This is a genomic window from Methylophaga sp. (genome assembly GCF_965655755.1).
GTDB lineage: Bacteria > Pseudomonadota > Gammaproteobacteria > Nitrosococcales > Methylophagaceae > Methylophaga.
In genome coordinates, this window is sequence record NZ_CBFHHW010000001.1 from 113,800 (window position 1) to 127,824 (window position 14,025).

Annotated in this window: 12 protein-coding genes; 6 read left to right on the forward strand and 6 right to left on the reverse strand. The window is 45.0% G+C overall.

Annotated features, from left to right (window positions below; all coding sequences use genetic code 11):
• Positions 1 to 66: 66 nt before the first annotated feature.
• Positions 67 to 933 (forward strand): alpha/beta hydrolase, encoded by an 867-nt coding sequence (locus tag ACTF5U_RS00600; protein WP_438969684.1) that lies wholly within the window; start codon positions 67 to 69, stop codon positions 931 to 933.
• Positions 934 to 1,095: 162 nt separating this feature from the next.
• Here the strand turns inward: ACTF5U_RS00600 and ACTF5U_RS00605 are convergent, their stop codons facing one another.
• From ACTF5U_RS00605 to ACTF5U_RS00620, 4 genes are all read right to left on the reverse strand, one after another.
• Positions 1,096 to 2,655, reverse strand: a complete 1,560-nt coding sequence (locus ACTF5U_RS00605; protein WP_438969685.1) for a S8 family serine peptidase — start codon at positions 2,653 to 2,655, stop codon at positions 1,096 to 1,098.
• A 133-nt stretch (positions 2,656 to 2,788) separates the two neighbouring features.
• Positions 2,789 to 4,240 (reverse strand): aldehyde dehydrogenase family protein, encoded by a 1,452-nt coding sequence (locus tag ACTF5U_RS00610; protein ID WP_438969686.1) that lies wholly within the window; start codon positions 4,238 to 4,240, stop codon positions 2,789 to 2,791.
• 11 nt (positions 4,241 to 4,251) lie between these two features.
• Entirely contained in the window at positions 4,252 to 5,892 is a 1,641-nt protein-coding gene (locus ACTF5U_RS00615; protein WP_438969687.1) for an acetolactate synthase large subunit, read from the reverse strand.
• Between the two features lie 75 nt (positions 5,893 to 5,967).
• The gene (locus tag ACTF5U_RS00620; protein ID WP_438969688.1) at positions 5,968 to 6,753 is read right to left on the reverse strand and encodes a flagellar motor protein MotB; all 786 of its coding nucleotides are present in this window, start codon (positions 6,751 to 6,753) and stop codon (positions 5,968 to 5,970) included.
• A 178-nt stretch (positions 6,754 to 6,931) separates the two neighbouring features.
• Between ACTF5U_RS00620 and ACTF5U_RS00625 the strand changes: the two genes are divergently transcribed.
• The 3 genes from ACTF5U_RS00625 to ACTF5U_RS00635 all read left to right on the forward strand — a co-directional run bounded on the left by ACTF5U_RS00625 (position 6,932) and on the right by ACTF5U_RS00635 (position 12,489).
• Positions 6,932 to 8,092 carry a GGDEF domain-containing protein gene (locus ACTF5U_RS00625; protein WP_438969689.1) on the forward strand — a complete coding sequence of 387 codons (1,161 nt, stop codon included), beginning with the start codon at positions 6,932 to 6,934 and terminating at the stop codon, positions 8,090 to 8,092.
• 146 nt (positions 8,093 to 8,238) lie between these two features.
• A complete protein-coding gene (locus ACTF5U_RS00630; RefSeq protein WP_438969690.1) occupies positions 8,239 to 11,589 on the forward strand; it encodes an EAL domain-containing protein in 3,351 nt (1,116 codons plus the stop codon).
• 30 nt (positions 11,590 to 11,619) lie between these two features.
• Positions 11,620 to 12,489, forward strand: a complete 870-nt coding sequence (locus tag ACTF5U_RS00635; RefSeq protein ID WP_438969691.1) for an HDOD domain-containing protein — start codon at positions 11,620 to 11,622, stop codon at positions 12,487 to 12,489.
• Between the two features lie 47 nt (positions 12,490 to 12,536).
• Here the strand turns inward: ACTF5U_RS00635 and ACTF5U_RS00640 are convergent, their stop codons facing one another.
• Positions 12,537 to 12,725 carry a hypothetical protein gene (locus tag ACTF5U_RS00640; RefSeq protein WP_438969692.1) on the reverse strand — a complete coding sequence of 63 codons (189 nt, stop codon included), beginning with the start codon at positions 12,723 to 12,725 and terminating at the stop codon, positions 12,537 to 12,539.
• A gap of 172 nt (positions 12,726 to 12,897) precedes the next feature.
• Between ACTF5U_RS00640 and ACTF5U_RS00645 the strand changes: the two genes are divergently transcribed.
• Positions 12,898 to 13,446: a Slp family lipoprotein gene (locus tag ACTF5U_RS00645; protein WP_438969693.1), complete on the forward strand. Its 549-nt coding sequence runs from the start codon at positions 12,898 to 12,900 to the stop codon at positions 13,444 to 13,446.
• A 65-nt stretch (positions 13,447 to 13,511) separates the two neighbouring features.
• Here ACTF5U_RS00645 and ACTF5U_RS00650 read toward each other — a convergent pair whose 3' ends face one another.
• Positions 13,512 to 13,721 carry a hypothetical protein gene (locus ACTF5U_RS00650; protein WP_438969694.1) on the reverse strand — a complete coding sequence of 70 codons (210 nt, stop codon included), beginning with the start codon at positions 13,719 to 13,721 and terminating at the stop codon, positions 13,512 to 13,514.
• A 181-nt stretch (positions 13,722 to 13,902) separates the two neighbouring features.
• On the opposite strand from ACTF5U_RS00650, the gene pqqA reads away from it, so the two are divergent.
• Positions 13,903 to 13,974, forward strand: a complete 72-nt coding sequence (gene pqqA / locus ACTF5U_RS00655; protein WP_081443609.1) for a pyrroloquinoline quinone precursor peptide PqqA — start codon at positions 13,903 to 13,905, stop codon at positions 13,972 to 13,974.
• The last annotated feature ends 51 nt before the right edge of the window (positions 13,975 to 14,025 follow it).

The following is a 14,025-nucleotide window of genomic DNA, read 5'->3' on the forward strand; positions in this document are numbered from 1 at the left end:
TGCGTTTTACGTGAATTTCACGTGAACAGATGAATACTCTCAGTTATCAATAGACTAGGAAAAACAGTGTCCCGAGTGCGTTGCGCTAAACGAGCTATTTGCTCTGCTTTTTTTGTCTGGCTGACGAGTGCTTGTTCGCCGGTAACAGTGTTGAATGCTGTTATTCCCGAAAATGGTTTTAAGCAAGTTTCAGACATTGCCTATGGCAATCACACGAGGCAGCAACTGGATGTATTTCTTCCCAGTCAATTACCTGAGCAAGAATCTGTAAAAACAATTATCTTTTTTTACGGCGGCAGTTGGGAGTCAGGTCATAAAGAAGATTATAAATTTGTTGCAGAAGCCCTTACCTCAGCGGGGTTTATCGTTGTGATACCGGATTATAGAGTCTATCCGGATGTGAAATTCCCAGATTTTGTCCAGGATGCAGCGAAATCCGTTAATTGGGTAAAAAACAATATCCACGCTTACGGTGGTAATGCCAGCCAGATTTTTGTTGCTGGCCATTCCGCTGGCGCACACCTTGCGTCTTTATTAGTGCTGGATGAACAGTATCTTGCTTCTTATGCTCTTTCCCCACAAGACTTGCGTGGCATGATTGGTCTTGCAGGCCCCTACGATTTTTTGCCCTTAAAAAGCAAAACCTTAAAAACAATATTTGGTCCTGAACAGGAGCGCTGGCGCAGTCAGCCGATTAACTTTGTCAAAGGTGATAATCCCCCTATGCTGATATTGGTAGGGACAGATGACTTAACGGTATGGCCGAAAAACAGTCTTAATCTTGCTGCCAAAATTAGAGAAAAGGGGGGTAACGTTAAATTGGTAGAGCTTGATGGTTACGGCCATGTGGCGATGGTTGCAAAGCTGGCTAAGCCCTTGCGTGGGGACGGCCGATTGCTTAATGAAATCGTCAGTTTTACCCGCCAATACTAAACCTAGCCTTAATTTTGTCTGTTCAGAAAAATGTCGTTAACGATAGAAGACAGACAAGCTCTTTTATTACGAAATTTGATTGAAAAGTATTTATCTTGGAAAAATCAGAGCCGTTTTAAAATATTCTGAGATAGTAGTTGTTGTTGGTAGGCTACTCTGACTTTAATGATGGCACATTTGCTGATTGAGCAGTAACTGGCCCCAACCATAATGTGTATCATAGCCAGGACTGCCAAGATCAACAGCATTAAACTGCATGCTTTCAAACAAACGATCCTGTGTAAGGTCATTTTGTTGCCCCAGATAGAGCGCTGCAATGCTGATGGCATGAGGCACAGCGAAGGAGGCACCAGAATAGTATCTACCTTGATGTTTTCCCTGCGCGGTCCAGCTCCCTCCACCCGGTGCAGCAAAATCAATATATTCCCCCTGATTTGCCGTTGACAGCGTTTTGCCTTCTGTATCAAGGGCTGTAATTGCAATAACGCCGGGCAATGCGGCAGGGTAGGTCAAACTGAGCTTTTGACTATCATTACCGGCAGCAGCGAAGATAATAAGGCCTTTATTAATGCTTTCAGCAAATATGAAGTCGCTCACTTTATTTGCATGACTACTGGTCAGGGAGACATTAATTAACTGAACATTTTCATTTATGAACCAATCCATGGCGCGCGCTATCGATTCTGCTGTGGCGACAGCGTTTTCCTGAGCTTGTTTACGAACGACCCCAGCTGCTTTCAAATCAATAAAAGGTACCAGTCCCTGAGCGTTTTGTCGGGGATCATTGCCAATCAGCAACACAGCAATGGCCGTTGCATGCTCTTGAGCTGCTATCTGATTGGGCGGTAAAAAATTGTGGGTTTTTATGTTTTTTGATGACAATGCGGGATGTGATTGATCAATATCACCATCCAGTAAACCCACAACCACATGATTGGCCTTAATGGGGTAGCACGATGTTTCTGGCTGCCATTGTATTTGACGGTCAGCATGTAACAGCGGATTTTGTTCATTGATGTAATAGTGCTGGTTGAGATCAACCTTTGCGTCGGCAAAAGTGGCGTTAAGTTTTTTAATCGTCTTAGGCAGGTTTTGATCCGAGCCACCCAACACCATCAAGGTTTGGTTAATGCTATCGAGTTGATGACGACGTAGCAGAATATAGCCAAGTTTCGCACCTTCTTTGATGACCTGATCTGTAATTCCGGAGTTGGCCAGAATTAAAATCTCACCGTTTTCATGTGCTTCACGCACTGGTAGCAGACGTCGCTCATAAACATCGGGACATAATTGCAAATGAATGCCGGTTTTTTTGCTGACATTGGCACCGTTATTGGTGAGCAACATGACTGAATAGCGTTCTCCTCGCTTAAGGCTGGTATCGCGGGGGATTTGGATTAAAACCTGGTGTTTGCTGATGCTCAGCTGCTTTAACGGAACAAACTTTCGCTTAGCTCGAAACACGAGATGATAGTCGGTTAAAGCCATGAGATTCTGCCCTTTTAACGGCAGCACCTCACCGGGTAAAACACACCCCCTATCAGTGGCATCAAACAAAGAAAGCTTATCACCGGAAAGCCATTTTAAGGTATCTGTCTGAAGACGCTTTGTTACTGAACGGACATCGGTATCAGCACGTGGCTGAGTAAGCGCTGTGTTAAGCAGCGCTGTTAAGAAAAAAATAATCAGGAATGGCAGATGAATCCGTAACTGCATAGCCATTGAATCCCTGTAGTGATTATCATCATGTGCCTATGGCTCCGTAGTTATTTAACCTGGCAAAAGCCAGCATAGATTATCTTCAATGCTGGCTCATATTGTATATGGCCTGAGACTTATCTGAAGGCGATCCGTATTAGCTAATCCCTTTGGATGTAATCACAATCATTTTTTCAACCTGCATATCTTCCATAGAATACGGAATGCCGCCCGTTCCCAATCCGGAATGTTTCAGACCGGCAAATGGCATCCAATCAACTCGGAAAGCTGTATGTTCATTAATCATCACTGCCGAGGCATCAAGTCTGTCAGCTACGTAAAAGGCTGAATCAATATTTTGACTATAAACCGAGGATTGGAAAGCAAATTCCAAAGAGTTGGCTTGATTAATGGCTTGATCCAGATCGTCAAAAGGATAGATGCATACCACAGGACCAAACACTTCAGATGTAGAAACCTTGGCTTGTTCTGGCGGGTTGAATAAAACCGTCGGGGCATAGCAATTATATGCCAGTGCCTGTCCACCACAGAGTAATTCAGTGCCCATATCAACGGCTTCCTGTACCCATGAGGCAATTCGTGTCAGTTCACCTTTACGAATGATGGGGCCGACTTCGGTTTTATCTGACAGCGGGTCACCCACAACCATTTTTTGAGCCGCCTGTGAGAGTTTTTCGGCTAATTCCCGTGCAATTGATGCGTGTGCGTAAACTCGCTGAACCGAGACACAGACTTGTCCGGCATGATAGAAACTGCCTTTGGCGAGACCGGGAATGGCCGCATCAATATCTGCCTCTTTGGTCACTACGACCGGTGCTACACCACCATGCTCCAAAGCACAGCGTGCACCAGGTGCCAGTTTAGACCGCAGATACCAGCCTACTTTAGCACTGCCAATAAAGCTCAGGAAAGCGACACGACTATCAGTGGCTAGTTGCTCGGCGACATCATGATTTTCGGTTAACAACGCCTGACACCATTCAGCAGGTAAGCCCGCTTTATGAAAGATTTCCACTAGACGGAAACAGGACAATGGCGTGTTTTCGGCCGGTTTCACGATAACAGGACAGCCGGTAGCTATCGCCGGACCAACCTGATGTGCAATCAGGTTCAGAGGGTGATTGAATGCACTGATAGCAACAACCACACCTATCGGTTCTTTACGCATGGTTGTCAGGCGGTGCTGCGAGGCTGGGTTAATACCCATCGGAATAGTATGCGGTGCATCGTTTCTGAGCCCATCGATGCAGGCACGAAGGCTGTCAATACAGCGAGCCATTTCGACATTGGAATCAGCCAGCGGTTTACCGCCTTCTTCAGCAGCACCTGCGGCAAGCATATCGGCCTGATCTTTCATCATTGCAACCGATTTTTCGAGGATGGCAATTCGCTCTGAGACACTCAGCCACTTAGATCGATCACGATACAACCTTTCGGCCGTCGCCAGCGCCTGATTAACATCATCTTGATTCGCTTTGTCGACGGTGCCAATCAGTTTGTCGCTATAAGGTGAGTAAACCTCGGCATGGCTGGCCCCTGTTTTGCTAAGTCCAGCGATCATGAGAGGAAAATGGGGAATAGCGTTCATCTTGTGGCTCCTTACAGAATGCAGATTTTTTGTTTGAGTCCTTCGTTCAGTATGGAATGATTGAGCGAATAATCAACCGCCAAATCGATCAAGTGCACACCTTTCGAATTCAATGCCGTATCGAGGATTTTGACAAATTCCGTATGGCTGGCAGGACGATGGCCTATGGCACCATAGCTCTCAGCATATTTGACAAAGTCTGGGTTGTTGAACGTTAGTCCGTAATCTTTGAAGCCCATCCCTTCCTGTTTCCAACGAATCATGCCGTAAGCGTTGTCATTGAGGATCAAGACCACCAGATCAAGCCCTAATCGGACGGCAGTTTCCATCTCCTGAGAATTCATCATAAAGCCGCCATCACCGCATACAGCCATCACTTTTTGTTCAGGGTGGAGTAGTTTTGCCATCATGGCGGTGGATAGACCTGCGCCCATCGTTGCCAATGCGTTATCCAGCAGGATGGAATTATAATGGTAGCTTGGGTAATTGCGGGCAAACCAGACCTTATAGACACCATTATCCAAAGCCAGAATATCGTCATCACCCATTGCGTTACGAATAATTCGTACCGCCGCCTGCGGTAATACCGGGAATCGCTCGTCGTCGCTGTATTTGGACAGACGAAGATTGACCTCTTTTTTCACTTTATAAAAATAGGAGAAATCCCAGTGCGGCTGGACGGTGAGCGCTGCAGAAAGGCGATTAATTGAAGTCGCGATATCACCGACCACATCCAGCTGCGGGAAGTATACGGGATCGATTTCTGCGGCATGAAAGTTAATGTGGATAACCTGCGCCCCGCCGTCTTTCATGAAGAAAGGCGGTTTTTCGACCTCATCATGACCCACATTGATAATCAGATCGGCACGATCAATCGCACAATGAAGAAAATCGGATTCAGACAAAGCCGCCGTGCCAAGGTAACTATCATGGCGTTCATCGATCACGCCCTTGCCGAGTTGCGTATTAAAGAATGGAATACCGGTATGTTCAACGAATTTGGTCAATGCCATGCTGGCTCGTTTCCGGTTAGCGCCAGCACCAATCAATAATAAAGGCATCTCAGCTTCTTCAATCATTTTCAAGGCATGCTGGATGGTACGGTTATCGGCATCAGGCCGGCGAATAGTTTCCACTGTATAAATTCGTTCTTGTGCTTCTTCTGCAGCGATATCTTCAGGCAACTCAATATGCACAGCGCCCGGCCTTTCTTCCACTGCAATGCGGAAAGCTTCACGCACGAAAGCGGCAATCGTATTGCCATGCACAACTTGTTTGGTGAATTTGGTAATCGGCCGCATCATATTGACCACGTCTACAATCTGAAACAAAGCCTGCTTGCTGGCTTTGATGGGTTTCTGACCGGTTATGATCAGCATCGGCATACCACCCAGTTGGGCATAAGCAGCAGGAGTCACCAGATTGGTTGCCCCCGGCCCAAGTGTGGAGAGACAGACACCGGGTTTGCCCGTTAGTCGACCATAATTGGCAGCCATAAAGCCGGCTCCCTGTTCATGTCGAGTGACAATCAGTTGGATGGATGAGTGTTGTAGTGAATCAAGGAAATCCAGGTTTTCCTCACCCGGTATCCCGAAAATATACTCGACCCCTTCGTTTTCCAATGCTTTGACGAGCAGGTCAGATGTTTTCATGGTGCGTCCTTAATCAGTTGTTACGAAGTCTCATCGTTGACGTTGAGATTGATTATATAGCGATAATTCAGCTCGCTACTGTCTGTTTACAATGCCGATTTCGACACGCCTATTCATGGCTCTTCCTTGAGACGTTTTATTGGATTCCAAAGGTTGCGTATCCGCATAGGCTTCGATTCGAAACTGTATTGGTGTCAGTTCTGGGTGTCGCAATAAAGCATGTACAACAGACGTTGCCCTGGCGCCTGAAAGTTCCCAGTTAGATCGATAATAACCGGGCGATAACGGCACGTCATCAGTATGACCTGAGACAATAAATTCAGCTTTTAGGTCCGCGAGCGTATTCGCGATCAGGTTTAATACAGGCAAGAAGCCTGCTTTCAGCTCGGCACCGCCAGACGTGAATGAGGTTTTTTCGTTGATACGGATTAAAATCCTATCGGGCATTTGCTCCAAGCTCAGCAAGTCTTCGTTGATTGCTGCGGAAAATTTGCTTTCAAGATCATCCATCAAGGTTTGCATCTGAGCAGCTTGATACATTTCAGCATCATCAATTTTTAACGCTTTTTTATCTGAATCGCTTGCCTGACGTATTTTGGACAACGGCGTCGGTTTGGGGCTGGCCGTTGAAAAGCTTTGTTTAATAATGCTTGTGCCTTTGATGATTTCGGTGTCCGGCTCGGGACGCTGAACACCGAATGCATCTTCCATTGAGCGCACGACCATTTTGAACTTAAGGGCATCCATCTCAGCCATTGCTACCATCAAGACAAAGAAACACAGCAGCAGAGTCATCAAATCAGCAAACGTCGCTATATAACGAGGAATGATGGTGACGGGCTTTTTAGGGCGTGAATTCAACTGTGTGATCCGGCTTCAATGAATCTTGTTCAATGTATGAATATACATCAGGCTAGCGCGTTTCAGCTAAATGTCAAAATAAAGCTAGTTTGATGTTGTATTTTCTATATCACCTGTTCTGAAATCAGAACGGTATTTTGTCTGCCTATGCTATGCTTAATCCTGAAAAGGAGGGCACATGATCGAGTTCCTTGATGCTAAAACAATTTTCGTTTTGATAACGTTGTTCTCAGGCTTGATTACGGTTGTGTTCTTTTCAATTTACCGCGGTGTCTATACCGTTCTCGATGGCGTTTTGTCATTCGCCTGGGCCTATGGCTTATTTACGCTTTTCGCCTTACTGATGTTATTGCGCAGCCAAGTCCATCCCTTGTTCAGCATTGTTCTGGCTGACACAGCCTTAAGTTTAAGTTTATTGTTAATTGTTGATGGTGTAAGCCGGATAAAAGGCTACCCTCTGTATGTACGTTTCTATCGTTGGTACCTGAGTACCTGCCTAATCCTGTTTACCTGTTTTACTTTCTTGGTCCCCAGCCTAACGGGTCGCGTATTAGTAACAATCGTTTGCATTGTGTGTTTATTTGGGGCGGTGTTAAGGATGCTGTTTCAAGAGACAGTTAAGCAGTGGCGATTGGGCGAATGGATGTTGTCGCTGTCGTTGCTGACTTCCGTTATTACGGCATTAATTTTGGCTCTTAATCAAACACTGAGCAGTGAAGTGTTAACTATTATGGCGTATCAAGGTGCACAAGCTCACTATCTCACCGTGAACCTTTTGGCGACAGTCTTCATTGCTTTTGCGCTGATTATAATAACGCAGGACAGGCTTAGACAGGATCTGGAGCGACTAGCATCCTATGATTCACTTACTGGTGTGCTTACCCGGCGAGTGATTCTTAGTCTGCTCGATAAATCCCTTGCCAAGGTGTCACGTGGGGGGCACCCACTTGCCCTGATGATGGTGGATTTGGATCACTTCAAACGGATTAATGATAGTTACGGCCATCGGGTCGGTGATCAGGTCCTGACGGACGTTTTGATGGTGATTGAGGGGGCTTTGCGAAAAGATACGTATATTGGCCGATACGGTGGCGAAGAATTTTTGATCATTATGCCTGATACCAACATTGAGCAGCTAAGAGAAGTCAGTGAACGTATTCGTCGTGTCGTTGCGGAAACGCCAGTAATTGCTGAGGGGAAAACGATTCACTGCACCATCAGCATCGGCGCTATGATTATTGATGCAAAAAATGTCCATCATATGCAGGACCCTGTCACCTTGGTTGATAAAGCAATGTACCAGGCCAAAGTCCAAGGCAGAAATCAGGTCTTTATGTAGTCAAAACGAGTTGTTTTATATACATTGAGATTGACTCGACATGACGGGTTCAGTCCTGCGTATAATATTTTTCCCTAGCGCCTGACGTTTTATGTCTGCTGTTAATTAAGACTTCCCATACAACAACGAGAACTGATACAAAGGCAATGCAACCCACTATCTCTACAAAGTTAGCGTTTTATAGCATCCTGACGGTATTAGCTTTGTTACTTTTAATAGCCGCTGTTTACGTGAATCACAGCCTGGTTGATCGCCACCAAAACCAGCTTTTTAATGATACCCAAAAACAACTCAGCCTTTATCACAATCGTCTTTTCACAAACCTACAAAATCATATTCAAATTGTTCGGGGTTTGCCGGGGCTTTTTGCGATTGATCCAGAGCTCTCGCAAGAACAATTTGCCCGAGCTGTGCGTCACCTTGTTAACACTGAGTCAGAAATTCGTAATATTGCGGCTGCACCCGACATGGTTATTCGTTATATGTATCCAATGGAGGGAAATCAAGCGGCTCTAGGACTCGATTACCGTAAAACACCAAGCCAGTTTGAAGCTGCTGACAGAGCAAGGCGCACTCAGGAATTAGTCTTGGCGGGTCCTTTGGAGCTAAAGCAGGGCGGACAAGGGCTTATCACACGCATTCCAGTATTTTTGCAAAAAGAGCGCTCTAATGAAGTTTACTTCTGGGGGTTGATTTCGGCGGTGATTGATATCGAACGGTTTTTTAAAAAAAGTGGCCTTCATGATGAAAGCATGCCCATTAGATTGGCGATAAAGGGAGCAGACAGTCTGGGCAGGCAGGGTGAGGTATTTTATGGCGATCCGACTTTATTTGACTCAGCGAAATTGGTTCAGACCTTAAAGCTACCTGAAGGAGAGTGGTTATTAGCAGCAGAACCAATCGATGGGTGGGCGCACATGCCGGAGAATCTGTGGCAACAGCGAATTCTTATCTACGGTGTGGCGATGACGTTGTTTTTACTGATGACGTTATTTATCCGCTTTATTTTTGCTGCCTCAATGGCCAATCAGAAATTTCGTCATCTTATCGAAAGTTCGCCGGTACCTTACCTCTTACTGAATGGCAAGAGAGAAGCGAGTTTTATTAACAGGGCATTTACTGATAGTTATGGATATCGTCTTGACCATTTGCAGGAGTTAGCTACTTGGTGGCAGGTGACTCTTGATGAAAAACGATACAGTGAAAAGTTTAAGGCTTATTTGGCACGTATGTATGGGGGACATGAAGAGCGCACTACCTCATCAATGGAAATTGAACTCAAAACCCTTAGTGGGCAACGGAAAGTGGCTTTGTTGAGTACGTCTGTTTTACAGGACACGTTTGATAATGAATTGTTGTTAGTCGTGTATGACATCACGGTGCGTAAAGAGGCTGAAGAGCAATTACGCTTCTCTTCCAGGGTATTTAATCAGGCTCAGGAAGGTATCATGATCACCGAAACCAGTGGTCATATCACTGATGTGAATCCCGCATTTTGTGAAATAACGGGATACAGTCGAGAGGAAGTGCTGGGTAAAGGACCTGAGATTTTAAACTCCGGTAAACACTCACCTGAGTTTTTTAGCAAGATGTGGGAATCCATTATTGAGCATGGATATTGGCAGGGAGAAATATGGAATCGTCGTAAAAACGGTGAGTTGTACGCGGAATTACTGACTGTCTCAGCCCTGACCGATGACGATGGTCAGAGCCGTCATTATGTGGGTTTATTTTCTGATATTACCCATGCCAAGGAACAACAGGAAACCCTGGAGTTGATGGCGCATTATGATGTATTGACCAAACTGCCGAATCGGGTATTGTTTTCGGATCGTTTTTCACAGGCAATAGCGCATAGTAAGCGAACTGAAACGATGTTGGCGATCTGTTTTCTGGATTTGGATAACTTCAAGCCGGTTAATGATACCTATGGTCACGAAGTAGGCGATCAACTTTTAATTGAGGTCTCGATGCGGCTTCGAAAAAATGTCCGGGATGAAGACACCATATCCCGGTTTGGTGGTGATGAGTTTGCGATTTTATTCCGGGATATTGAGTCACAATCGGAATGCGAACTCATGTTAGAGCGGATACATAAATCGCTGGCGCAGCCCTACAGTGTGAATGATTTACGCATTGAAATCAGCGCCTCCAGTGGAGTGACGTTTTACCCACAGGAAAGGGCTGACCTGGATACCTTACTCAGACATGCCGATCAAACGATGTATCAGGCAAAACTAGCCGGGCGGAATACCTATAAGTTATTCAATCCGGCTCATAATCGTCAGAATTTGGAAAAACAGAAGTGGTTACAGCAGATACGTGAGGGACTGGAGCAGGATCAATTCTGCTTGTATTATCAGCCTAAAGTGAATTTGCGGACCGGTGATGTATTTGGCTTCGAAGCCTTAATTCGTTGGATGCACCCTGACAGAGGCCTGCTCAATCCAATCCAGTTTTTGCCTATCATTGAGGATAACGAACTGGAAATTGTCGTAGGCAACTGGGTGCTGCAAACAGCAATGAAGCAACTGCAAATATGGCATGATAAGGGCTATACCTTGGAAGTAAGTGTTAACGTTGCTTCTTCCCACCTTCAGTCGACCCACTTTATTGATGATGTAGAAGCGGCTTTAGCGGCTCATCCAAGCGTTGATTCAAGATGCCTTCAACTTGAAATTGTCGAATCCAGTGCGCTGGGCGATATTAGCGCTATCAGTAAAGTCATTAAACTATGTCGCGACTTATTGGGTGTGACTATTGCGTTGGATGACTTTGGAACCGGTTACTCTTCATTGACCCATCTCAGGCATTTGACAGCCAGTACTATCAAGATTGATCAAACCTTTGTTCGCGATATGTTGGATGACCCGCAGGATTACACCATTGTCGATGGTGTCAGTGGTCTCGCAGAAGCATTTAATCGTCAAGTTATTGCCGAAGGAGTAGAGACCGTAGAACATGGTTTGTTGCTATTAATAAGTGGCTGTGAGCGGGCGCAGGGGTATGGCATTGCAAAACCGATGCCTGCTGAAGAGGTGCCTGGCTGGCTTAATGCCTATAAACCTAAAGTTGAATGGCTTGAGTTTGCAGCTCGGCCATTGTCAGCACAACAGCAGACGCTGAAGGTATTTGAACTGACATCACAGCATTGGAATAAGACTTTTATCGATAATATTAGGCAAGATCCTGACAACGTTAACTACTGGCCGATAATGGATCATCACAAATGTCATTGCGGTAGTTGGTTGAAGCGCGTCGAAGGACAGGGTTTATTTGATGGAACCTGGTTAGAGAAACTGCAATCTGCTCACCATGACTGGCATGTTCTGGCTGACGAATTGTATGAGTTTTATTTAAGTGGTAAAAAACAACAGGCTGGAGAACAATTAAACCAACTGACTAGATTGTTTGACCGGGTACAAGAACTGATTACCAGTGCCATGCAAGCTGACACCACTCTGGCTCATCGTAAAATACAACCGGGTCGTGAATAACAGACAGATTTCCAAAACGAGACTAATCCAATGCAAGACATTTCAGAAACCAAAGCAGAATCGATTACCAGTCAATTCCGTATTCCTCCCAAACCGACGGTGTTGATAGCCTTACAACAAGAGCTGGATAAAACTGATCCTGACCCAGTCGACTTTGCCAATGTCATTGAACAGGATGTGGCTTTGTCTGCAGTGGTGTTGAAAACCGTCAACTCACCCGCCTTCGGCCTAAATCGCAAATTATCAAATATTCGTCAGGCTGTGGTGATGATAGGGGCAGATAAGCTCAACCACCTAATAACTTATTTTACGTTACGGCAAAGTCTGAGTGGTAAAGCATCCATTTCATTGGAAAAATTCTGGGACAACACAATGGAAGTGGCGACAATGTCTCGGTTTGTCCATAGGCTCTTTGCTGATAGAGTCTCTGCCCCGCCAGACGATCTTTATGCCTTGGGCTTATTCAGGGATTGTGGTATCCCGCTTATGGCGATGAAATATTCGAACTATAAGGATGTGCTATTTGAAGCCAACCATTCGCCACATCACGTCTTCACAGAAGTTGAAGAGGAGCACTACGGAACGAACCATGCGATTGTCGGTTATTTTGTGGCTTCTTCGTGGAATATCCCTAAAACATTGTATGAGTTAGTGCTCAGACATCATGAGCCTGATTTTTTACAGCAAACGACTGTTAGCGAAAGTCAGAAAGACTTGTATTGTCTAATCAAAATAGCTTCGAATGCTGCAACGCAATATAAATACGGTAAGGTTGATTCAGAGTGGCCTATTACAGAAGAGTTAGTGCTTACACACTTAAAAATGAGTGATCATGATTATCAAGAGATGATGGCAGATCTGCTTGATGAATATTACGGCGATTTTGGCGAACTGGGCTAGGCTTTTGTTAAGGCATCATCAACCTGTTACGCCTTGCCCAGGCTGTATTAAGCTTGGGTTATGCGTTTACTGTCAATAACAATAAATAAGCTGATCAAACCTATTCGACTGTTGCTAATGCCTAAAATGTCGCTGATGAACCAGGCTCTTCTGGCGCTATCAGCATCATCATGGTGACGTGAATCCAATGATGAAGTACCCGCGGCCGCTAGTAATGTCTCATATGTTGTAACCATGATTCTTTACTGATCTAACTAACTGAACTTTGACCCATGGCGTGTCAGTTTTCTGAGACTGCCTTAAGGAAACTATTCCTGAATTTCCCATGCATAACCAGGAAACTGATCGGACAGCTATGCAGTCAAAAATTGAACAATGATCTGTAATGAAAGGCGTAATGGAGAAATAATGAGAATTTTGATACCCCTAATGCTACTTTTGCTCAGTGCCTGCAGCAATCTTCCTGTAGCAATTAAAGAGGCGCCGAATCCTGACTTACAGCTCGCTCAGTTTAAGGAGGGTAATGCTACTAATCATCAGGGAGAGAAAGTGCGCTGGGGAGGCCAGATTGTCAAAGTGGAAAATAATGATTCAGGCTCAACTTTGCACATCGCCGAATTGCCTTTAAACAGTTTCGGGCGTCCGATAAGCGAACGAGACAGCCGGGGTCGGTTTCTGGCCCAGACAAAAGATTTTGTGGATCCCCATATCTACGAAAGCGGCACACGCATTACGGTGGCAGGACTTATTGCAGACACTGGAACAATCAAGGTAGATCAAAAAACCATGACCGTACCTATAGTGAAGATCATCAGTATGCATCGCTGGGTAGAGTCAAGCTTTCAGCGAGATCCTTATTGGCGGGCATACCCTTATTATTACAACCATTTCGGATATGGGCTCAGCTATCCGCATTGGCGAACCCATTGGCACTATCGAAATGGCTATTATTGGTAAGGTTTAGGTTCATCCTGTGTTGTTAACAAGCGGTCAACTATTCTCAACAGCCTCAGAACCGACTATCAAGGCTTCAGAAACCGTGTTTCAACATGCAGTGTGTCAATAGGTTCACGTTTTAATTGCCAGCCTTGATTCAACACAAAGTCGAGCGCTTGTTGATAACTGTCGAATGCCTGATCAACTTCACTCACTTGATTATCCACCTCTTTCTTGATGATGAAACGGGCTCTGTCATTTGAGCGTTTTTGTTCAATAGTCACTTGTGGTTTCATAAACTGATCCCTTTCAGAACGAATTAAGTAGATGATCACTGAATATTCGGACGGGGTAAATAAAAAAAGCATGATTCAGGATAATCCTGACCTCTAACAAGCAATTCACCGTATTGCAGGACGCCGCGGATGAGTAACATATGAATTGCAACATGACTTAAAACTTAACGAGGTAATTATCATGTGGACTAAACCAGAATATTCAGACATGCGCTTTGGCTTCGAAGTAACTATGTATATCTGCAATAGATAATATAGTGCAGCCAAACGAAAAAAGCCCCGCCAGTCGGGGCTTTTTTTTGTC